The sequence below is a fragment of the Aeromonas sp. R2-2 genome (genome assembly GCF_040908355.1).
In the GTDB taxonomy this organism is placed as follows: Bacteria; Pseudomonadota; Gammaproteobacteria; order Enterobacterales; family Aeromonadaceae; genus Aeromonas; species Aeromonas veronii.
Map to the genome: position 1 here is coordinate 61,805 of NZ_JBFODQ010000091.1, position 21,943 is coordinate 83,747.

General features: G+C 59.3%; 18 protein-coding genes. 10 read left to right on the top strand and 8 right to left on the bottom strand.

The genetic code is table 11. The features are described from left to right. Window positions 1–23 precede the first annotated feature (23 nt). A complete protein-coding gene (locus AB5Z09_RS19280; protein WP_368196058.1) occupies window positions 24–2,285 on the bottom strand; it encodes a patatin-like phospholipase family protein in 2,262 nt (753 codons plus the stop codon). A 234-nt stretch (window positions 2,286–2,519) separates the two neighbouring features. Here AB5Z09_RS19280 and AB5Z09_RS19285 point away from each other — a divergent pair, with 234 nt between their 5' ends. Next, window positions 2,520–4,430, top strand: a complete 1,911-nt coding sequence (locus AB5Z09_RS19285; RefSeq protein ID WP_047438772.1) for a methyl-accepting chemotaxis protein — start codon at window positions 2,520–2,522, stop codon at window positions 4,428–4,430. Between the two features lie 84 nt (window positions 4,431–4,514). Here AB5Z09_RS19285 and AB5Z09_RS19290 read toward each other — a convergent pair whose 3' ends face one another. The 6 genes from AB5Z09_RS19290 to ampD form a co-directional block, all read right to left on the bottom strand. Further along, window positions 4,515–5,477 carry a sensor domain-containing diguanylate cyclase gene (locus tag AB5Z09_RS19290; protein WP_139428303.1) on the bottom strand — a complete coding sequence of 321 codons (963 nt, stop codon included), beginning with the start codon at window positions 5,475–5,477 and terminating at the stop codon, window positions 4,515–4,517. A 124-nt stretch (window positions 5,478–5,601) separates the two neighbouring features. Further along, window positions 5,602–7,029: a dihydrolipoyl dehydrogenase gene (gene lpdA / locus AB5Z09_RS19295; RefSeq protein WP_005336123.1), complete on the bottom strand. Its 1,428-nt coding sequence runs from the start codon at window positions 7,027–7,029 to the stop codon at window positions 5,602–5,604. A 148-nt stretch (window positions 7,030–7,177) separates the two neighbouring features. Continuing rightward, window positions 7,178–9,073, bottom strand: coding sequence for a pyruvate dehydrogenase complex dihydrolipoyllysine-residue acetyltransferase (aceF, locus tag AB5Z09_RS19300; RefSeq protein WP_368196018.1), 1,896 nt, complete (start codon window positions 9,071–9,073; stop codon window positions 7,178–7,180). 119 nt (window positions 9,074–9,192) lie between these two features. Beyond that, complete coding sequence (aceE, locus tag AB5Z09_RS19305; RefSeq protein WP_368196019.1) at window positions 9,193–11,853, bottom strand: pyruvate dehydrogenase (acetyl-transferring), homodimeric type; 2,661 nt, start codon at window positions 11,851–11,853, stop codon at window positions 9,193–9,195. Between the two features lie 79 nt (window positions 11,854–11,932). Further along, complete coding sequence (gene pdhR, locus AB5Z09_RS19310; RefSeq protein WP_005336127.1) at window positions 11,933–12,697, bottom strand: pyruvate dehydrogenase complex transcriptional repressor PdhR; 765 nt, start codon at window positions 12,695–12,697, stop codon at window positions 11,933–11,935. A 278-nt stretch (window positions 12,698–12,975) separates the two neighbouring features. Further along, on the bottom strand, window positions 12,976–13,551 hold the full coding sequence (gene ampD / locus AB5Z09_RS19315) for a 1,6-anhydro-N-acetylmuramyl-L-alanine amidase AmpD (protein WP_368196020.1): 576 nt from the start codon (window positions 13,549–13,551) through the stop codon (window positions 12,976–12,978). Between the two features lie 130 nt (window positions 13,552–13,681). Here ampD and AB5Z09_RS19320 point away from each other — a divergent pair, with 130 nt between their 5' ends. From AB5Z09_RS19320 to yacG, 9 genes are all read left to right on the top strand, one after another. Beyond that, the gene (locus AB5Z09_RS19320) at window positions 13,682–14,152 is read left to right on the top strand and encodes a TIGR02281 family clan AA aspartic protease (RefSeq protein WP_040068932.1); all 471 of its coding nucleotides are present in this window, start codon (window positions 13,682–13,684) and stop codon (window positions 14,150–14,152) included. Window positions 14,153–14,155: 3 nt separating this feature from the next. Beyond that, complete coding sequence (gene nadC, locus AB5Z09_RS19325; protein WP_368196021.1) at window positions 14,156–15,019, top strand: carboxylating nicotinate-nucleotide diphosphorylase; 864 nt, start codon at window positions 14,156–14,158, stop codon at window positions 15,017–15,019. 315 nt (window positions 15,020–15,334) lie between these two features. Further along, a complete protein-coding gene (locus tag AB5Z09_RS19330; protein WP_069554215.1) occupies window positions 15,335–15,718 on the top strand; it encodes a prepilin-type N-terminal cleavage/methylation domain-containing protein in 384 nt (127 codons plus the stop codon). 3 nt (window positions 15,719–15,721) lie between these two features. After that, the gene (tapB, locus tag AB5Z09_RS19335) at window positions 15,722–17,428 is read left to right on the top strand and encodes a PilB family type IVa pilus assembly ATPase TapB (RefSeq protein WP_005356616.1); all 1,707 of its coding nucleotides are present in this window, start codon (window positions 15,722–15,724) and stop codon (window positions 17,426–17,428) included. Window positions 17,429–17,668: 240 nt separating this feature from the next. Continuing rightward, complete coding sequence (locus tag AB5Z09_RS19340; protein WP_111806478.1) at window positions 17,669–18,910, top strand: type II secretion system F family protein; 1,242 nt, start codon at window positions 17,669–17,671, stop codon at window positions 18,908–18,910. A 61-nt stretch (window positions 18,911–18,971) separates the two neighbouring features. Further along, window positions 18,972–19,844 carry an A24 family peptidase gene (locus AB5Z09_RS19345; RefSeq protein ID WP_236324324.1) on the top strand — a complete coding sequence of 291 codons (873 nt, stop codon included), beginning with the start codon at window positions 18,972–18,974 and terminating at the stop codon, window positions 19,842–19,844. A gap of 13 nt (window positions 19,845–19,857) precedes the next feature. Further along, entirely contained in the window at window positions 19,858–20,472 is a 615-nt protein-coding gene (coaE, locus tag AB5Z09_RS19350) for a dephospho-CoA kinase (protein WP_368196022.1), read from the top strand. A gap of 37 nt (window positions 20,473–20,509) precedes the next feature. Further along, entirely contained in the window at window positions 20,510–21,232 is a 723-nt protein-coding gene (gene zapD / locus AB5Z09_RS19355) for a cell division protein ZapD (RefSeq protein WP_368196023.1), read from the top strand. 9 nt (window positions 21,233–21,241) lie between these two features. Continuing rightward, window positions 21,242–21,436: a DNA gyrase inhibitor YacG gene (gene yacG, locus AB5Z09_RS19360; RefSeq protein ID WP_005336142.1), complete on the top strand. Its 195-nt coding sequence runs from the start codon at window positions 21,242–21,244 to the stop codon at window positions 21,434–21,436. 77 nt (window positions 21,437–21,513) lie between these two features. On the opposite strand, the gene mutT is transcribed toward yacG, so the two are convergent. Continuing rightward, on the bottom strand, window positions 21,514–21,918 hold the full coding sequence (gene mutT / locus AB5Z09_RS19365; protein ID WP_019444787.1) for an 8-oxo-dGTP diphosphatase MutT: 405 nt from the start codon (window positions 21,916–21,918) through the stop codon (window positions 21,514–21,516). Between the last annotated feature and the right edge of the window lie 25 nt (window positions 21,919–21,943).

A 21,943-nucleotide genomic window follows, 5' to 3' on the forward strand; every position in this document is an offset into this window, starting at 1 on the left:
AACAAATTGGCATCATTTCGGCATTATTCGAACGTACTGCCCAATTGCAGATAGAAGACGTCATTGCCCCCCTCCGCCATGCCGTAGCCGAGGAACACAGGGCCGAGGAAGCTCTCCACCCCGACATAAAGCGAACCGGCGGTGAAGGAGCTCTCCAGACTGATATCCTCCCCCTTGTTCCAGACCCCCCCCTGCTCCAGAGATCCACCCAGATAGAGCGGCATCTTGAGGGCACCGAAGTCGTTGTCCGCCACCCGATAGATGTAGCGCAGGCCACCAAACAGGCTGTAGCGACCGCTCAGCTGGTAGCGCTGGAAACCGGAGAGGCGGAACAGTCCGCCCAGATCCTGAATATGCAGCGGCACCACCTCTTCACTGCCCGAGCCACCCCCTTCGAGGATCAGGTTGAGGCTGTGCCTGTCCCATGACCAGGGCTTGATCATCGAAAGCTGATAATTCCAGCCTTCACTGCGGCCATCTGCCGACTCAAGTCCATCCACACTGACGTGGGAGTGGCCCAGTTTCATGTCCCATTTCACCCCCTGATAGGGGAAATAGAGGCTATCCAGATTGTCGTGTTCAAAACGGACATAGGGGCCCCACGCCGTGGCATCCATCTCCAGCCCCTTGAAGTTCTTCACATCAATCGTGCCCAGTTGTCCCTCCAGTCCCATCGACAACCGGCTCCAGGGCTGGCGGTTCCAGCCCACCGCCAGATCACCGCTGAAGAAGGAGTATTCGGAGTCGAGATAGCTTATCGAAACCGCCTCGGGATCCGGATTGGGGAAAAACAGGCGGCGCAGGGTCTGGTCATAGGCCAGACTCGCCTCACCATAGAAGGTCTGGGAGGGTTCGAGCGGGGTATAGAAGTCGGTCTTGATATGTTTGGCCGTGCCCAGCGACGCTTCGGTCAGCCACTCGGCCCCCCACTCGTTGACGTTGGTGAGGGTATAGGACATGCCGACGTTGTAGTTGGAGGTGTTCTCGAAGTCATCGGTGAAACCGAACTGGAAGTTGAGGTAGCCCGGCCCCCAGTTCTTCTCGCTGGCATCCACCAGCAGCACATTCTCCCCGTCACGCTCCTCCACCTCGTAGGTGATGCGATCGAACGACTCAAGGGCATAGAGGCGGCGAATGCCCGCTTCCAGACTCTCGTTGGTCTGCACCTTGTCCGGCCGCACTTTCAGCATGGCGCGCACCGTCTCGTCGGAGAGGCGCGACTTGTTGATGATCTCCACCTTGTCGATGAAGTAGGCGGGCTGACCGCTACGCTCGGCACGGCGGCTCAGCTTCTGGTTGCGATAGGCGTTGTACTGCGCCTTGGTGAGCGACAGCTTATCGAGTTGCAGCGACACCTTGTCAGCCGCCGTCTCACCGATCTTGATCCCCTCCGGCATCCGGGCAAAGTCGGCGATCCCCATATCGCCAAACTCGGGGGCGATCAGAATATCCTTCGGTCCCATCAGCGCCTTCTGTTTGTCAGTGCCCACCTGGGTCATGTAAGTAGTGAGCTGGTCGATCATGGCTAACCCTGACTTGAGGGACTCCCGGGTACGCAGCTTGGCACCGATATCCACCGCGATCACCACGTCGGCCCCCATCGCCTTGGCGACATCCACCGGCATGTTGTTGACGCTACCGCCGTCCGCCAGGATATGCCCCTCCCACTCTACAGGCTTGAGGGCGCCAGGAATGGACATGGAGGCCTGCATCGCCTTGGCCAGGCTGCCGTGATCGAGCACAAAGGGGGTGACCGTCTCCATGTCGGTCGCCATGGCGCGGTAGGGAATGGGGAGCTCGTCGAAGCTCTCCTGCACCGGCAGGTTGGAGGTGGCCCCCCGCAGCAGGCTAGCCATGGATTGGCCCTGGAAGAAACCGTCCGGCAGCTGGGTGGTGTCGCCATTCACCCCGATGTCGGTGCGCAGTTGATACTGCTCGTTCTGCTGCTTTTTACGCAACGACAGCTCGTCGCGGCCAACCTTGTCCTGATACCCCTTGTTCCAGTCGATGGCCAAGGTGGTGCGCTCCACCTCCTCGGCACTGAGCCCCATGGCATACATCCCCGCCACATAAGAGCCCATGCTGGTGCCGACTATGATGTCGACCGGAATCCGTTTCTGCTCCAGCACCTTGAGGATGCCGATATGGGCCGATCCCTTGGCGCCGCCGCCACTGAGCACCACCGCAATCTTCGGGCGCTCCCCCTGTGCCGCCACAGCCAGCAGCGGGCAGGCCGCCAGCATCACCAAAAGCAGACGGGTCCATCCCGCACCTAAGCTGCGCATCATATTTTCCATATTATTCAGAGGGTCAGTCACCAAGGATGGCCTCTACTATAAGGGGCCCGGCAGTTAGCGCAACCGTCAATCCGCATCCCGCCTGTGCTGCATGGCGAAGGGGCACGCCGCCGCCCCTGTGAGCGCAAACGTAATCCGCAAATAAAGGGCTGCAAGCCTCATGGGTAGCGCCGCGCTGCCGCTAATATGAGCGTCGTCAATCTCAACCTTTTGAGCACCTTTATGCTGGCAACCCTCACTCTTAAACAGAAAATACTGGCCACGGTCACCCTGGCCGTGGTCGTCTCCTGCCTGCTGGTAGGCTACTTCAGTCAACGCTCGGCCCAGCAACTGATCGAAAACCGGATGTTCGAGCAGGAGCTCCCCAACCTGACCCAGCGGATCAGCAAGGAGATTGAACAGGATCTCCACGGCATCGCCCAGGCCGCCCGCCAACTGGCCACCGACCGCTTCATCCTCGACTGGGTGGATCGGGGCATGCCCAAAGAGCAGGAGCCGATCCTCATCAACCAGCTCAAGGATGTGGCCAACCAGTATGGTCTGGTGACCGCCTCCTTCGCCGATCGCCAGAGTGCAGCCTACTACAACCAGGATGGCTTTCTGCGCAACCTGACCCCCACGCAAGACGCCTGGTTCTATGACTACACCAAGAGCCAGAAGGAGATGACCCTCAGCATCTTCCGCGAGAGCAACGGCGAGGTGAAGCTGTTCGTCAACTTCCAGCAGCTCAACGGGCGCGGGCTGGCCGGCTTTGCCAAATCCCTCGACACCATGGTGACCATGGTCTCCAACTTCCGGCTGGAAGAGAGCGGCATCGTCTTTATGGTCGATGGCAGCGGCAAGGTGAAGCTGCACCCCGAGGCCAACCGTATCGAACGCGATACCTTGGGCGGCATCGCCAGCGGTGATACCGGCAGCCTGCTGGCCAAACGCCCCTTTGCCGTCATCAACGCCGAGGTAAATGGCGAGCCCATGGTACTGGCCAGCAGCTATATCCCGCTGCTCGACTGGTATCTGGTGGCCCAGGTGCCAGAAGCCGAGATCTATGCCGAGCTGGATCAGACCCGCAACGAGATCCTGATGATCTCGCTGGTGATTGCGCTGGCCATGGGGCTGATGGGGATGCTGCTGGCAGGCTCGGTCAGCCGCCCGCTCAACGAACTGGCCCGCTTGTTCAAGGAGCTGGGCAGCGGCGATGGGGATCTTACCCAGCGCCTGAAAGTGGAAGGACGTGACGAGCTGAGTCAGGTCGCCACCGGCTTCAACAACTTTGTCGCCAAGATCCACGGCTCCATCGAGCAGGTGGCGGAGAACTCCCGCCAGCTCGCGGCCACCGCCAACGAGGTGGCCAACAAGGCGCAGCTGACCCAGCACAACTGTACTGCCCAGCGTGACCGTACTGTGCAGGTGGCCACCGCCATCCACGAAATGGGGGCCACGGTGAGCGAGATCGCCGGTAACGCTTCGCTGGCAGCCGAAGTAGCCAGACAGGCCAACGATCAGGCCGATGCGGGGGCAGTAGTGGTAGCGCAGGCGCGCCACGGCATCGTCGACCTCTCAGGCGAGATTGAGCAGGTGGCAGGGGTTATCGAGTCGCTGGCGAGCCAGACCGACTCCATCGGCAGTATCCTCGAAACCATCCGCAGCATCTCGGAGCAGACCAACCTGCTGGCACTGAACGCCGCCATTGAGGCCGCTCGCGCCGGTGAACAGGGTCGCGGTTTCGCCGTGGTGGCAGATGAGGTGCGTAACCTCGCCAACCGCTCCGCCGCCTCGACCGCCGAGATCCAGGGGATGATCAACCGCTTGCAGGAGCAGAGTGCCCGCGCGGTCAGCGCCATGGCTCAGGGGCGCAACCAGAGTCTGGAGGTGGTGAGCCAGGCCGATGAGGCCAACGCCGCCCTCGGCCAGATCACTGCCCACATCACCCAGATCAACGACATGAATATCCAGGTCGCCACCGCCACCGAGGAGCAGTCCAGCGTGGTCGGCGAGATCAACCGCAACGTGGAAGATATCAACCAGCTCACCATGGAGACCGCCGATATCGCCCACCAGCTGACCGAATCGAGCCGCAGCCTGCAGCAGCTCTCCGGTCAGCTGGACAAGCTGGTCGGCAACTTCCGGCTCTAACCAGCACCTTGAACGTAGTCATCAACAACAGAGAGCGCCGTGGCGCTCTCTGTTGTTTTGGTGGCGGCTAATCCGGCATAGCAGTCAGCCCTTGCCATCCCGTTTGCGCTGATACATCAGCTCATCTGCACGGGTGAGCAGCTCGGCCAGGGAGACACAGCCACGCCCGTCATAGCAGACAATCCCGGTGCTGCAGGTCAGCGCATAGCCGCAACCACTGTGCTGATTGTGCTCGGCCAACATGGCATTGAAACGCTCATAGGCCAATTGCGCCTGCGCCTCTACCACATTGGGCAACAGGACGGCGAACTCATCGCCGCCCATGCGGGCAAACACATCGGCGCCACGAAAAGCCTGCTTGAGCAGAGTGGCAAAGGCGATCAGGGCCCGATCCCCTTCTGCATGCCCCCACCTATCATTGATCCCCTTGAAGCCATTGAGATCCAGATAGAGCAGCGCCAGCGGCATCTGCAAGCGACCGGCCAGCGAGAGGCTCTTCTCCGCCAGCATCACGAACCCGCGCCGATTGGAGATCAGGGTCAACTCATCAATGGTGGCCAGCTGCACCGCTTCGAGCTCCCGCACCACCATCGCCGCCAGATCCTTGAGCAGTCCCACATCCTCCTCACTCAATTCCCGTGGCACCGTATCTATGATGCAGAGCGTCCCCAGTTTGCAGCCGTTGGCGATCCGCAGTGGCTGTCCGGCATAGAAGCGGATGCCGGGCCCACCCACCACCAGCGGATTGTCGGCAAAGCGGGGATCCTGCGAAGCATCCGGCACGATGAAGGTCTCATTACCCATGATGGCGTGGCCACAGAACGAAATGTCACGCGCGGTCTCACTAACCTCCAGCCCGATACAGGATTTGAACCACTGGCGATCTTCATCCACCAGACTCACCAGCGCGATGGGGACATTGAACACCCGTCGGGCCATGCGGGTCAGCCGGTCAAACCGCTCCTCGGCCTCGGAATCCAGCAAAGAGAGCCGCCGCAGGGTCTCCAACCGCAATGCCTCATCGGGTGGAATAGGTGCTTCTAGCATCGTGCCTCTCTCGTCAGTGCCAAAACCTATCTTTAGCATATTGGGCTTTGCTGACGTCGGGGCAGCAAGGAGAAAACAAAAAGCCGCTCATTCGAGCGGCTTTTTAGACAAGCGGGGAAGAAAATTACTTTTTCTTCTTGGCCTTGGCGTTCGGCAGGTCGGTGATGGAGCCTTCGAACACTTCGGCAGCCAGACCCACGGACTCGTGCAGAGTCGGGTGAGCGTGGATGGTCAGCGCGATATCTTCGGCGTCCGCACCCATTTCGATGGCCAGACCGATTTCACCCAACAGTTCACCACCGTTGGTACCCACGATGGCACCACCGATGACGCGGCCGCTCTCCTTGTCGAAGATCAGCTTGGTCATACCGTCGGAGCAGTCGGACGCAATGGCGCGGCCGGAAGCAGCCCACGGGAAGGTGGCGACTTCGAAGTTCAGGCCCTGTTGCTTGGCTTCCTTCTCGGTCAGACCAACCCATGCCATCTCTGGCTCGGTGTAGGCGATGGACGGGATCACTTTCGGGTCGAAGTAGTGCTTCTTGCCGGCGATCACTTCGGCGGCAACGTGACCTTCGTGAACACCTTTGTGTGCCAGCATCGGCTGGCCAACGATGTCACCGATGGCGTGGATGTGAGCCACGTTGGTACGCAGCTGCTTGTCCACCTCGATGAAACCACGCTCGGTCACAGCAACGCCTGCCTTCTCGGCATCCAGCATCTTGCCGTTCGGCACACGGCCTACGGCAACCAGCACGTTGTCGTAACGAACCGGCTCGGCCGGGGCGTGCTTGCCTTCGTAGGAGACGTACAGGCCGTCTTCGCGCGCTTCAACTGCGGTGACCTTGGTCTCCAGCATGATGTTGAATTTCTTGGCGACGCGCTTGGTGTAGATCTTGACGATGTCTTTGTCGGCAGCCGGAACCAGCTGGTCGGCAAATTCCACCACGTCGATCTCGGAACCCAGAGAGGAGTAAACGGTACCCATCTCCAGACCGATGATGCCGCCACCGATAACCAGCAGTTTGCCGGGAACGGTTTTCAGCTCCAGCGCATCGGTAGAGTCCCATACGCGCGGGTCATCGTGGGGGATGAACGGCAGTTTCACCGGACGGGAACCGGCCGCGATGATGGCGTTGTCGAAGGTCACGGTAGTCTTGCCGTCTGCACCTTCCACTTCAAGGGTGTTCGGGCCGGTAAATTTACCCAAGCCGTTAACAACCTGAACTTTACGCATCTTGGCCATGCCAGCCAGACCGCCGGTCAGCTGATTGATAACCTTCTCTTTCCACAGACGGATCTTGTCGATGTCGGTCTGCGGTGCGCCGAAGACGATGCCGTGCTCGGCCAGCGCCTTGGCTTCTTCAATCACTTTGGCAACGTGCAGCAGCGCCTTGGAGGGGATGCAGCCCACGTTCAGGCAGACGCCACCCAGGGTGGAGTAACGCTCGACGATAATAGTATCCAGACCCAGATCGGCTGCACGGAAAGCAGCGGAATAACCGGCAGGGCCAGCACCCAGTACTACGACCTGGGTTTTGATTTCTTTACTCATCATGACCTCTTTGTCGTTCTTATATCCCCGGACAGCGCAGTCTTATACCGAAACGGGTGGCTGCAGCCGTGAAAAAAACGGGGCAAGTTTACGATCATGTTAATGAAATGAGAAGTAAAAAGGGCAGGCTCTGGGCCCGCCCTCTCACTTACAGGACCAGTCGACGAATGTCGGACAGCACGCCGTTCATGGTGGTGATGAAGCGAGCCCCATCGGCACCATCGATCACGCGGTGGTCGTAGCTCAGAGCCAGCGGCAGCATCAGGCGCGGCGCGAACTCTTTACCGTTCCACTTCGGCTTCATCTCGGACTTGGAAACACCGAGGATCGCCACTTCCGGCGCGTTGACGATCGGGGTAAAGCTGGTACCGCCGATGCCACCCAGGCTGGAGATGGTGAAGCAACCGCCCTGCATGTCGGCAGCGGTCAGCTTGCCGGCACGGGCCTTCTTGGAGATCTCGGCCAGATCGCGAGACAGCTCCATGATGCCCTTCTTGTTAACATCGCGCACCACGGGCACAACCAGACCGTTGGGGGTATCCACCGCCACACCGATGTGGATGTACTTCTTCATGATCAGCTTGCTGCCATCTTCGGACAGAGAGCTGCAGAAGCGCGGGTGAGCTTCCAGCGCCTTGGCGGCGGCTTTCAGGATGAACACCAGCGGGGTGATCTTCACGTCGGCCTTCTGCTTCTCGAGCATCGCGTTCTGCTCTTTGCGGAACGCTTCCAGCTCGGTGGTATCGGCTTCGTCGAACTGGGTGACATGAGGGATCATGACCCAGTTGCGGTGCAGGTTCGGACCGGAGATCTTCTGGATGCGGGTCAGCTCGACCTCTTCCACATCACCGAACTTGCTGAAGTCTACTTTCGGCCACGGCAGTACGCCCAGACCGTTGCCACCGGCTACGCCGGCAGGGGCAGGAGCGGACTCGGCACGCTTGATGGCATCCTTCACGTAGGCTTGTACGTCTTCTTTGACGATGCGGCCCTTGCGACCGGAGGCTTTCACCTTGGCCAGGTTGACGCCAAACTCGCGCGCCAGACGGCGTACTGCCGGAGAGGCGTGTACATAGGCATCGTTGGCAACGAAATCGGTAGCAGCGGCAGCAGCCTGGGCAACCGGCGCGGCGGCAGGAGCAGCGGCAACAGGGGCTGCAGCGACCGGAGCGGCAGCTTGAGCAACCGGCGCGGCGGCAGGAGCAGCGCCAGCCACTTCGAAGACCATGATCAGGGAACCGGTGGAGACCTTGTCACCCGCCTTCACCTTGATCTCTTTGACCACACCGGCGAACGGCGCAGGCACTTCCATGGAAGCCTTGTCACCTTCCACAGCGATCAGGGACTGGTCGGCTTCAACCTTGTCACCCACCGCAACCATGATCTCGGTGACTTCCACTTCATCGCCACCGATATCCGGTACGTTGACCTCTTTGGCAGCGGCGGCAACCGGGGCAGCAGCCACGGGCGCGGCAGCTTGAGCCGGAGCAGCAACGGCAGCAGGCGCAGCGCCAGCCACTTCAAAGACCATCACCAGAGAACCGGTAGAGACCTTGGCGCCAGCGGCAACCTTGATCTCGACCACGCGACCTGCGAACGGAGCCGGTACTTCCATGGAGGCCTTGTCACCTTCCACGGCAATGATGGACTGGTCAGCTTCAACCATGTCGCCCACGGCAACCATGATTTCAGTCACGTCCACTTCGTCGTCACCGATGTCCGGCACGTGCACATCTTTGCGCACGGCAGCGGCAGGTGCGGCGGCCGGAGCAGCAGCAACCGGTGCAGCCACTTCAGCAGGGGCGGCAGCGCCTTCGGCTTCGAAGATCATGATCTGGGAACCGGTGGCAACCTTGTCGCCCACCTTGATCAGGATCTCTTTGACGATACCGGCGGACGGGGCCGGTACTTCCATGGAGGCCTTGTCGCCTTCTACCGCGATGATGGACTGGTCCAGCTCGACCTTGTCACCCACGGCCACCATGATCTCGGTGACTTCAACTTCATCGGCGCCGATATCCGGCACCATAATCTGTTTGGACATTGTGCTTTATCCTCTTGCGTCGATCCGCGTGACTGGCTGATGCCACCACGCACATCTCGCGTTAACCGTTTTAAATCCTGGCAGGGTCGCGCCGCATGACGGCGAGACCCTTGATCCACTTACGCGTACAGCGGGTTGACCTTGTCGGCATCGATGCCGTACTTGGCGATGGCGTCGGCCACAACCTGCTTGTCTACCTCGCCGCGCTTGGCCAGTTCGGTCAGAGCAGCAACCACCACGTAGAACTCGTTCACTTCGAAGTGACGACGCAGGTTGGCACGGCTGTCGGAACGGCCGTAACCGTCGGTACCCAGCACGCGGTAGTTCTCGGTCGGAACAAAGGCGCGAACCTGATCGGCGAAGGACTTCATGTAGTCGGTCGCAGCGATGGTGGCTTCGGAACCCAGTACCTGAGCGATGTACGGTACGCGAGCTTCGGCTGTCGGGTGCAGCATGTTCCAGCGATCCGCGTCCTGACCGTCACGGGCCAGCTCGTTGAAGGAGGTGACGCTGAACACATCGGAACCGATGCCGTACTCGCTGGCCAGGATCTGGGCAGCCTTGCGCACGTGACCCAGGATGGAACCACAACCCAGCAGCTGAACTTTCGCCTTGGCACCGGCTACGGATTCCAGCTTGTAGATACCCTTGCGGATGCCTTCCTCGGCGCCTGCCGGCATGGCCGGCATGGCATAGTTCTCGTTCAGGGTGGTGATGTAGTAGAACACGTTCTCCGGGTTCTCACCGTACATGCGGCGCAGGCCGTCCTGTACGATCACCGCCACTTCATAGGCGTAGGACGGGTCGTAGGAGATGCAGTTCGGGATGGTGTTCGCCAGGATGTGGCTGTGACCATCTTCGTGCTGCAGACCTTCGCCGTTCAGGGTAGTACGACCGGAGGTCGCACCCAGCAGGAAGCCACGGGCTTGCTGGTCACCGGCTGCCCACGCCATGTCGCCGATCCGCTGGAAGCCGAACATGGAGTAGTAGATGTAGAACGGGATCATCGGGCAATCGTTGGTGCTGTAAGAGGTCGCAGCAGCCAGCCAGGAGGACATGGCGCCCAGCTCGTTGATACCGTCTTGCAGAACCTGACCCTGCTTGTCTTCCTTGTAGTAGGAGACGATGTCGCGGTCTTGCGGGGTGTACTGCTGACCGTGCGGGCTGTAGATACCGATCTGGCGGAACAGGCCTTCCATACCGAAGGTACGGGCTTCGTCAGCCAGGATCGGAACGATGCGCTTGCCGATGGACTTGTCTTTCAGCATCACGTTCAGGGAACGCACGAACGCCATGGTGGTGGAGATTTCGCGCGCCTGTTCACCCAGCAGCGGAGCGAAGGCATCCAGTGCCGGGATTTCCAGCTTGGTGGTGCTTTCACGCAGACGGGTCGGCACATAGCCTTTCAGGGCGGTGCGACGGTCGTGCAGGTATTTGTGCTCGGCAGAACCGGCTTCGATCTTCAGGTACGGCAGATCGGCCAGCTGCTCGTCGGCTACTGGCAGGTTGAAGCGGTCACGCAGGTGACGCACGGAGTCCAGCTCCATCTTCTTGACCTGGTGAGCGATGTTCTTGCCTTCAGCCGCTTCACCCATGCCGTAACCCTTGATGGTCTTGGCCAGAATAACGGTCGGCTTGCCCTTGGTCTGGGTTGCCTTGTTGAATGCAGCGAACAGTTTGCGAGGATCGTGACCACCGCGGTTCAGAGCAAAGATCTCCTCGTCGGTCATGTCTTTGACCAGCGCGGCAGTTTCCGGATAACGGTTGAAGAAGTGCTCGCGGATGTAGCCACCGTCGCGGGACTTCATGGTCTGGTAGTCACCGTCCACGGTCTCGTTCATCAGCTGGATCAGCTTGCCGGAAGTGTCTTTCTTCAGCAGCTCATCCCACTTGCGACCCCAGATCACCTTGGTCACGTCCCAACCGGCGCCAGCGAACAGGCCTTCCAGCTCGTTGATGACCTTGCCGTTACCGACAACCGGACCATCCAGACGCTGCAGGTTGCAGTTAACCACAAATACCAGGTTGTCGAGCTTTTCACGCACGGCAACAGTCAGGGCACCCTTGGCTTCCGGCTCGTCCATCTCGCCGTCCCCCAGGAAGGCGTAAACGGTCTGCTCGGAGCAATCCTTGATGCCACGGTCGGTCAGGTACTTCAGGAAGCGAGCCTGATAGATGGCGGCGATGGGGCCCAGACCCATGGATACGGTCGGGAACTGCCAGAAGTCCGGCATCAGTTTCGGGTGCGGATAGGAAGGGATACCCTTGCCGTCCACTTCCTGACGGAAGTTGTCCAGCTGCTCTTCGGTCAGACGACCTTCAGCAAAGGCGCGAGCATAGATGCCCGGGGAGATATGACCCTGGAAGTAAACCAGATCGCCACCATCCTTCTCGTTGCGAGCACGGAAGAAGTGGTTGAAGCAGACATCATAGATGGTCGCAGAAGAAGCGAAGGAAGACATGTGACCACCCAGGTCCAGGTCTTTCTTGGACGCGCGCAGCACGATCATCATGGCGTTCCAGCGGATGATGGCGCGAATGCGGCGTTCCATCTCCAGGTCACCCGGGTAGTCCGGCTCGTCGCTGGACGGGATGGTGTTGATGTAATCGCGATTTGCCTTGGCAGCCACGTCCACACCGCTTACGCGGGCTTTCTCGGCCAACTGTTCAAGGATGAACTGAGCGCGTTGCGGACCCTCTTCACGCAGCAGGGATTCCAGAGAGGCAAGCCACTCCAGCGTTTCTATCGGGTCCACATCGTTCTTCAGGATATCAGACATGGCTGGTTCCTATGTTGTTGTGATTGCACGGCATTGCACGGCGAAGGGCGCAAGCATTCGACAATAAAGCCTTGTGGGATTAGTTTTCCTGCTGACGGATCCGACGCATGGATCGCTGGATCCGGCTGTCTTCCCTCTGCATATCCAACAAGGTGTCCTCGATAAAGGCCAGATGCTCATGACAAGCTGTTCTGGCCCGCTCCGGAGCCCCCGAAAGAATAGCCTCGATCAGATTCGCGCGATGGCGACGTATCTTGGCTACCACTCCCGGGCGGCGATTCAAAATCTCGTTATTCTGCAGAATGTTCTGTTCGAGCATCGGGCTCATGGCCCGCAGCAGGTGCAGCAGCACCACGTTGTGGGACGCCTCGGCCACCGCCAGATAGAACTGGGTGACGGCTGCCGACTCGGCCACCAGCGAACCGAGTTGGCCCGCCTCTTCGATGGTGGTTTGCACCTGACGAATACGCTCGAAATCAGACCCGGTTCCCCGCAAGGCCGCGTAGTAGGCACAGATGCCTTCCAGCGCGTGGCGAAACTCCAGCAGGTCATACTGGGCTTCCGGGTGGGTACTGAGCAGTTCGAACAGAGGATCGGCGATCCCCTTGCTCAGGGCATTCTGCACATAAGTGCCGCCGCCCTGACGGCGATAAAGCAATCCGCGCGCTTCCAGTCGCTGGATGGCTTCGCGCAGGGAGGGGCGCGATACCTGAAACTGGATAGCGAGTTCCCGCTCGGGAGGCAATTTCTGCCCCGGTTGCAGGCTGCCTTCCAGAATCATCTGTTCCAGCTCGGCGACAATGGAGTCGGCCAACTTGGGTTGCGTAATCTTGCGATAGGGCATGAGGCTACTTTGTTAAATTGGTATTACCAATTTTATGGATGGGGCGAAAATTAGCAGAGGCCTTTTGAAAAGTCCACTCAAAAGATGATCTGAGTCAAGAATCAGCCCCACCACTTAAGAGGTAAAGCAGGGGAAACATGATTTAGCTCATAGAAAATGGTCTGACCAATATTCTTGACCTCGCTCACAAATAACATTTGCGCAACCAGAGACAAAAATGGCCTGCCAGATAGGCAAGCCATTGATTTTAAAATCCAAACTAAATTTGAATATTTACTTTAGCTGTTTAGTAACTGACGGTAGTAATCCCACTGGAAACTGGCTCCGGGATCCGTCTTGCGCCCTGGCGCGATGTCGCAATGGCCGACAATTTTTTCGTGGGTGATGGCCGGATAGCGCTCCGAGATGGCTCGGGTGAGCCCCGCCAGCGCCCAGTATTGAGCCTCGGTATAGGGGGTTTCGTCAGTCCCTTCCAGCTCGATACCAATGGAGAAGTCATTGCATGACTCCCTCCCCTGCCAGCTCGAGACACCTGCATGCCAGGCGCGCGCGCCAAACGGTACATACTGCACCAACTCGCCATCACGGCGGATCAGGCAGTGTGCCGAAACCCGCAGCTGATGGATACCGGCAAAATAGGGGTGAGCCTCGGGGTCGAGTCGTCCCATAAAGAGATCGTCGATAAAGGGACCGCCAAACTCCCCAGGCGGCAGGCTGATGCCATGCACCACCAGCAGGGAGATATCATCCGGCGCGGCCCGTTCGTTGTGATGGGGAGAAGACACCCGGCGCGCCTGCTGGCACCAGCCAGCGGCATCGATAGAGAAACAAGGTTGCGAAGCGAGTTGAGTCATCGGCTACTCGAGTTGGCTGATAAATGGCGAGAAAACGAAGATACCTGATAGGCAACCCGACACCAACTCACTGAATCAAAGGGAAATGGTATGTTAGGCTGAGTCATCTTCCGCTCGATATGGATGGGGTATGCAGCACACGGCACGCTGGATGTGGTTACTGGCCTGGCTCTCTTTGATGGGCCTGCTGACCCTCTATTTTCACTCCCGCAACCAACCAAGCGTCACCGCCAGCGGCGAGCTGTTGCTGCGGGCCGACCAGAGCGGCCACTATCGTCTGGAGGGTGCCATCAACGGCCAGCCGGTGCAACTGCTGCTCGATACCGGCGCCACCCGGATCACCATCCCGCAGCAGGTTGCCGAGCGGCTCGGCCTGACCGCTCACGGCAGCAGCCAGGTCAATACCGCTGCGGGGCAGATCCGGGTCGGCAACGGCACCATCGAAACGCTGGCGATGGGGCCATTGACCTTGTACGATCTGGCCATCTTTATCAATCCGGCGGCAGACGGTGACGAAGTGCTGGTTGGCATGAACGCCCTCGGTCGGCTGGAGCTGGTTCAAAAGGAGCGGCAACTGCTGCTCAGACCCTTGCAGGAATAAGGCATGTTTCAACAGGATGTCAGCCGCGCCGTGCGCGCCGCACTACTCGAAGATCTGGGCGATGCCCTCACCACGCTGGACCAACCGGACGCCAGCGCCGATATCACCGCCCAGCTGATCCCGGCGGATCGGATGGCCACTGCCCGGGTCATTACCCGCGAAGCCGGTGTATTCTGCGGCCAGCCCTGGGTGGACGAAGTGTTTGTACAACTCGGCGGCGACGTGAAGGTGGAGTGGAAGGTGCAGGATGGGGAAGTGCTCTCCCCCAATCAGGAGCTGTTCCGCCTCCACGGCCCTGCCCGCCTGCTGCTGACCGGCGAGCGCAATGCGCTGAACTTTGTCCAGACCCTTTCCGGCGTCGCCACCCTCACCGCTCGCTATGTGGCAGAGCTGGAAGGCACTGACTGCCGCCTGCTCGACACCCGCAAAACCATCCCTGGGCTGCGCACCGCCCAGAAGTACGCAGTCACCTGTGGCGGCGGCAAGAATCACCGCATCGGCCTCTACGACGCTTACCTCATCAAGGAGAACCATATCCTCGCCTGTGGCGGCATTGCCGAGGCGATTAATGAGGCTCGTCATCTCAATCCGGGCAAACCGGTAGAGGTGGAAGTGGAATCACTGGCAGAGCTGGAACAGGCGCTGGCGGCACACGCCGATATCGTGATGCTCGACAACTTCGACGTGACCATGATGCGCGAAGCGGTCGCCATCAATCAGGGCCGCGCCAAGCTCGAAGTCTCCGGTAATGTGACGCTGGACACCTTGGCCGAGTTTGCCGCCACCGGTGTCGATTTTATCTCTGTCGGGGCGCTGACCAAGCATGTACGGGCGCTCGATCTCTCCATGCGCTTTATCCAGCAGTGAGATTCACCCCGCAGGCCTGAGCAAATACTCGAGCTAACCGGATAAACAACTTGCAAAAGGCGCCATGGGCGCCTTTTCTTTATGCAGGATCCCTCAGCAAAGGAGTGTAATGACGGACCCGCTTTCACCCGTAACAAAGAGTCATAAGAAACCACTTATTTTATGACTCGCATCAAGTTTTTGGTAAATGACATGAAAGTGGTTAACAAAGGCAGCAATCTCTGTTGCCACCCCTGACAGCTCGGATAAGATACTGACGTGCGGATGATTTTCCACCGACACTTCCCAGGAACCAAGGATAAAAGGATATTTCAAATGAAGAAACAATCGGGTTTTACCCTTATTGAACTGATGATCGTGGTCGCGATCGTGGCCATTCTGGCGGCAGTCGCGCTGCCGGCTTATCAGAACTATGTCAATAAGGCCAAAGGCGCAGAGTTGAGTGCGGCAATGGGGTCAGTAAAAACAGCGATGGAAGTTTGTGCTGCTTCAAGTAACTTCACTGGTTGCACAATGCCCACATACACCGCGACCCAATATGTTGGTTCTGTATCCGCAACAACATTTACGGCATCTAGTGCGGTAATTACCGCTACAGGTGCAGGTGATCTAAGTGGTAATAGTTGCACCCTTTCTTCAACCAGCATTACGAATGGGCAAATTGTCTGGGGGAAAGTATCTGGTGCCGTTTGCCAATAATCGATGACATCTAGCCCCAATAGCGGCCTGGCGTTAAGCCTGGCCGCCTCTTCACTGATCAGTGAAGAGGACTCCCAGCGCTATCTGAGCCAGGCCAAGGCCCAGCGCAAACCCTTTGTGACATTTCTGATAGAGAACGAGATCCTCGACAGCAAGGCGCTCGCCGATTTTTGCGAGCTGGAGTATGGGGTACCTCTGCTGGATCTTGCCGCCTTCGATTTGGCCGAGATCCCGCAGAAGTACCTCAATCAGAAGCTGATTGAGAAACACCATGTGCTGCCCATCTACACCCAGGGCCACACCCTCTATATCGCCATGTCGGATCCGACCAATGTCTCGGCTTTGGAGGACTTTGGCTTCAGCTTCGGCCTTCATACCGAAGCGCTGCTGGTGGAGGAGAACAAGCTCACCGCCGCCATCGGCAAGCTGCTGGAGAGCGAAAACGACGCCCTCGGCATGGAGGATATCGACGAGTCCGAGATTTCGGATCTCGAGGTCTCCGACGAGAACAGCAGGCTGGACGAGAGCGTCAATACCACCGATGACGATGCTCCCATCGTCAAGTACATCAACAAGATCCTGATGGACGCCATCAAGCGCGGTGCCTCCGACCTGCACTTCGAGCCCTATGAGTTCAAGTATCGGGTGCGCTTTCGTATCGATGGCATTCTGCACGAGATCGCCACACCGCCGGTCAACCTCTCCAACCGCTTCTCCGCTCGCCTCAAGGTGATGGCGCGGCTCGATATCGCCGAGCGGCGGCTGCCACAGGATGGCCGCATCAAACTGAAGCTGTCACGCAACAAATCGATGGATATGCGGGTCAACACCCTGCCCACCATGTGGGGGGAGAAGATCGTTATCCGTCTGCTCGACTCCTCGGCGGCACGCCTCAATATCGAGCAACTCGGCTTTGATGACCGGCAGAAGGCGCAGTACCTGCGCGCCCTCTCCAAACCGCAGGGGATGATACTGGTCACCGGCCCCACCGGCTCGGGCAAAACGGTCTCGCTCTATACCGGCCTCAATATTCTCAACACCACCGAGGTAAATATCTCCACCGCCGAAGATCCGGTGGAGATCAACCTGCCCGGCGTCAACCAGGTGCAGGTCAACCCCAAGGCGGGGCTCACCTTCGCCAGCGCACTGCGCTCCTTCTTGCGGCAAGATCCGGATGTGGTGATGGTGGGTGAAATTCGCGATCTCGAAACCGCCGAGATCGCCATCAAGGCGGCCCAGACCGGCCACCTGGTGCTCTCCACCCTGCATACCAACTCCGCCGCCGAGACCCTGACCCGGATGATGAACATGGGGGTTCCGGCCTTCAACATCGCCTCCTCGGTCACCCTGATCATGGCCCAGCGGTTGGCCCGTAAACTGTGCGACCACTGCAAAGCGCCGGAAGTGGTACCGGAAGCCGAGCTGCTGGAGCTGGGCTTTACGCCGCAGCAGCTGGCAGCTGGACTGCGACTGTTCAAACCGGTCGGCTGCAAGGAGTGTTCCGGCGGCTACAAGGGGCGGGTCGGCATCTACGAAATCATGCTGATGTCAGAGAACATCGCCAAATTGATCATGCAAGGGGCAAACTCCCTGCAAATCGCCGCTATCGCCCAGAAGGAGGGGATGCGCACCCTGCGCACCTCGGGACTGGAGAAGGCCCGGCTCGGGGTCACCAGTCTGGCCGAGGTCAACCGGGTCACCACCAACTGATCCGTGTAGCGGAACGACCCGCCGGTTTGGTTGGCAGAACGCATCATTCGCCCACAAACTCGGTATGGATGGTAACCCGAGCGACAGAATAATCAGGCATTAAAGTGACCGGGCTGGCGCCAAGAAGGTACCACACACCCTATCAGTACCCCGCAGGCATCAAGCCAGTCGGGCACCTTGACCAGGTTGGTGACGTGCAGAGCAAGGCTCTGACAACCAACCCCATTGCAGGATGCAAAGATGGCAACCCTAACGAAAAAGAACAATGCCCCCAAGAAAGTCTTCGCCTTCCGCTGGCACGGGGTAAACCGCAAGGGGCAGAAGGTCTCCGGCGAGCTGCAGGCCGACAGCATCAACACCGTCAAGGCCGAACTGCGTAAACAGGGGGTCAACGTCACCAAGGTGGCCAAGAAATCCCAAGGGCTCTTCTCCAAGGGCGGCGCCAAGATTAAACCGATGGATATCGCCATCGTCTCCCGTCAGATCACCACCATGCTCTCCGCCGGTGTACCGCTGGTGCAGAGCCTGCAGATCATCGCCCGCAGCCACGAGAAAGCCTCGATGCGCGAGCTGATGGGGCAGATTGCCGCCGATGTGGAGACCGGTACCCCCATGTCGGAGGCGCTGCGCCGCCATCCCCTCTACTTTGACGATCTCTACTGCGATCTGGTGGAAGCCGGTGAGCAATCCGGAGCGCTGGAGACCATCTACGACCGTATCGCCACTTACCGGGAAAAGTCGGAAGCGCTCAAGTCGAAGATCAAGAAGGCGATGTTCTATCCCACCATGGTCATTCTGGTCGCCATCGTGGTCACCTCCATCCTGCTGCTGTTTGTCATTCCGCAGTTCGAGGATATCTTCAAGAGCTTCGGCGCCGAGCTGCCGGTGTTCACCCAGTTTGTTATCGGCATCTCGCGCTTTATGCAGAACTGGTGGTATGTCTTCTTTGGTGGCACGGCCCTTGGCATCTTCCTTTACGTGCGGGCCTGGCGGGCCTCCCAGAAGGTGAAAGACAATACCGACAAGTTCGTCCTCACCATTCCGGTGGTCGGGATGATCCTGCACAAGGCGGCGATGGCTCGCTTTGCCCGCACCCTGTCGACCACCTTCTCCGCCGGTATTCCGCTGGTAGATGCGCTGATTTCGGCGGCTGGCGCCTCCGGCAACTATGTCTATCGCACCGCGGTAATGGCCATCCGCAACGAGGTGGTGGCGGGCATGCAGATCAACGTGGCGATGCGCACCGTCGATCTCTTCCCCGACATGGTGATCCAGATGGTGATGATCGGTGAGGAGTCCGGTGCCATCGATGATATGCTCTCCAAGGTCGCCACCATCTTCGAACAGGAGGTGGATGATCTGGTCGATGGCCTCACCAGCCTGCTGGAACCCCTCATCATGGTGGTGCTCGGGGTGCTGGTCGGCGGTATGGTTATTGCCATGTACCTGCCCATCTTCAAGCTTGGCGACGTGGTAGGCTGATTCATCAGGGCATGGCACCACAACCATGCCCTCCCCCTCATTCAATAACTGACGGTTGGTTATGACACTTCTTCTCGAGCTGGCTCACGGCTTGCCATGGCTCTACTTCTCGCTGGTTTTTCTCTTCTCCCTGATGATCGGCAGCTTCCTTAACGTGGTCATCCACCGCTTGCCCATCATGCTGGAACGGGAGTGGCAGGCCGAATATCGCAGCTACTTCACCCCTGATGAGGAGGCCACTGCGCCAGAGTGCTACAACCTGATGGTGCCGCGCTCCGCATGCCCTCACTGTGGCCACGCCATCACTGCGCTGGAGAACATCCCGCTGTTGAGCTGGATCTGGCTCAAAGGGCGTTGCCGCGACTGTCAGGCCCCCATCTCGGCCCGCTATCCGCTGGTAGAGCTGCTGACCGCCCTGCTCTCGGTGGCCGTTGCCATGGTCATAACGCCAGGCTGGAGCACACTGGCCGCCCTGCTGCTGACCTGGGTGCTGGTCGCCCTCACCTTTATCGATCTCGACAAAATGTTGCTGCCCGACCAGCTCACCCTGCCACTGCTGTGGGGCGGGCTGCTGTTCAATCTGGCTGGTGGCTTCGTGCCGCTGGCGGATGCCGTGATCGGTGCCATGGCGGGCTATCTGGTGCTCTGGAGCCTCTACTGGGCCTTCAAGCTGCTCACTGACAAGGAGGGGATGGGCTATGGCGACTTCAAGCTGCTGGCTGCGCTGGGCGCCTGGCTCGGTTGGCAGGCGCTGCCCATAATTCTGCTGCTCTCATCCCTGATCGGCGCAGTGATCGGCATCAGTCTGATCGCCTTGCACAAACACCATCAGGGCAAGCCCATCCCCTTCGGCCCCTACCTCGCCATCGCGGGCTGGATCGCCCTGCTATGGGGCGATACCATCACCCGCTGGTATCTCTCTACCCTGCTTTGAGCAAGAGGCCCCCATGTATGTAGTTGCTATCACAGGTGGTATCGGCAGCGGCAAGACCACTATCGCCAATCAGTTTGCCGCGCTGGGTATCGAGGTGGTGGATGCCGATGTGATCGCCCGCGAAGTGGTCGAGCCGGGTACCCCGGCCCTTGCCGCCATCGCCGACCATTTTGGCCCGAATGTGATTGATCCGAGCGGTCAACTCGACCGTCGTGCCCTGCGCGAGCGGGTCTTCAGCGATCCACAGGCCAAGGAGTGGCTCAATGCCCTGCTCCACCCGCTGATTCGCAGCGAAATGCTGCGCCAATGTGCCGCGGCCAGTTCTCCTTACTGCCTGCTGGTGGTGCCACTGCTGGTGGAGAACAAACTCACCGGCCTCGCCAACCGGGTGCTGGTGATCGATGTGGATGAAGCCACCCAGGTTGAGCGCACCTGCCGCCGGGATGGGGTATCGGCCGAGCAGGCCCGAGCCATCATCGCCGCTCAGGCGAGCCGGTCGGAACGTCTCGCTGCGGCGGATGATGTCATCGAAAACCACAATGGTAGCGAAATGGCGATTAAAACGCGGATTTTGGCGCTGCACGAGACATATCTGGCAATTGCCTCTCAACAAGCCCGCCAAGTGTGAGTACACTAGGCCGGTTTATGGCTGGCCAGGATTAGGCATGATTTACGATTTCCCCCTCAATGAAAAAAGCCGGACCTATCTTCGTCTGGAGTCCCTGTTTTCCCAGATCCGCGACAATCTGGAGAGTGAACAATCCTGGGCACATATCGCCTTCTTCAAGGGGCTGTTCGATCTGCAGGAGTTGCTGGAGCGTGGTGACCTGCGCGCCGACCTCATCAAGGATCTGGAGCGTCTCGGCCAGCGTCTGAGCCACTGGGCCAGCCTGCCCGACGTCGATCTGGAGCAGATCAAACTGATGCAGCAAGAGAGCAGCCAGCTCTCCCGCAACCTGCTCAATTCTCCACGCCCGGGTGCCCGCCTGAAAGAGGATCGTCTGCTCGGCTCCATCCGCCAGCGCTTCTCCATTCCAGGTGGCCTTTGTGCCTTCGACGTACCGCAGCTGCACCACTGGCTCGGCACCCCGGCCATCAACCGTCACCAGCAGATGCAGGGCTGGCTGAGCGATATCAACCTGCTGATGAATGCCATCACTCTGCTGCTGCGCCTGTGGCGCGAATCAGGCAGCTTCAGTGAGCAGGTTGCCAGCAACGGTTTCTTCCAGGACACCGCCGAGAGCGCCGAGCTAATCCGCATCAAGCTGCCGGGCAATCTGTTATGCTACCCGACTCTGAGCGGCCACAAGAACCGCTTCGCCCTGCGCTTTCTGCCAACCGGCGAACAGCCGATTGGCGATGTGCCATTCCAACTCGCCTGTTGTTAAGGAATGCTTATGGTCACCAAGGTAAAGTGTCCGACCTGTCAGAGCGAAGTGGAATGGGGCCCGCAGAGTCCATTCCGCCCCTTCTGCAGCAAGCGCTGCCAGCTGATCGATCTCGGCGAATGGGCCGATGAAGAGAAGCGGATCCCGGGGGAGATCAACCCGGATCTGCTGCCGGAGCCGGAAGAGGGCGATCAGTGGCTATAAGCCCCTGGTCACGCACCTCTGCAATATCAAAAAAGGGCCTATTGGCCCTTTTTTCATGCTTGTTGATTGCTACCAGCTCACGCCAGCAGGCCTTGAAGCCGCGCGACAATCGGACCGTTGGCATCGGGGAAGTGGTAGTTATGCAGCTCTGCCACCGGCACCCACAGACACTCCTGCCCCTCTTTGCCGAACGGCTCACCGCTGAAACGGGTCACCTTCCAGATATCCAGCAATACCTGCTTCTCGGGGTAGTCGTGCTGCAGCTCCATAAAGGGGGCACAATCCAATACCCGGATGCCGATCTCTTCCCACAGCTCCCGATCCAGTGCGGTGAGCAGATCCTCGCCCGACTCGACCTTGCCACCGGGAAACTCCCAGCGATCCCCTTGATGGCGATCGGAGGAGCGTCTGGCGATGAAGATATCGCCCCGTTCATTCTCGATGACGCCAACCGCCACCCAGATCCGTTTTTTCTGTTCCATCAATTACCTCTGTTCGCTTGTTGCC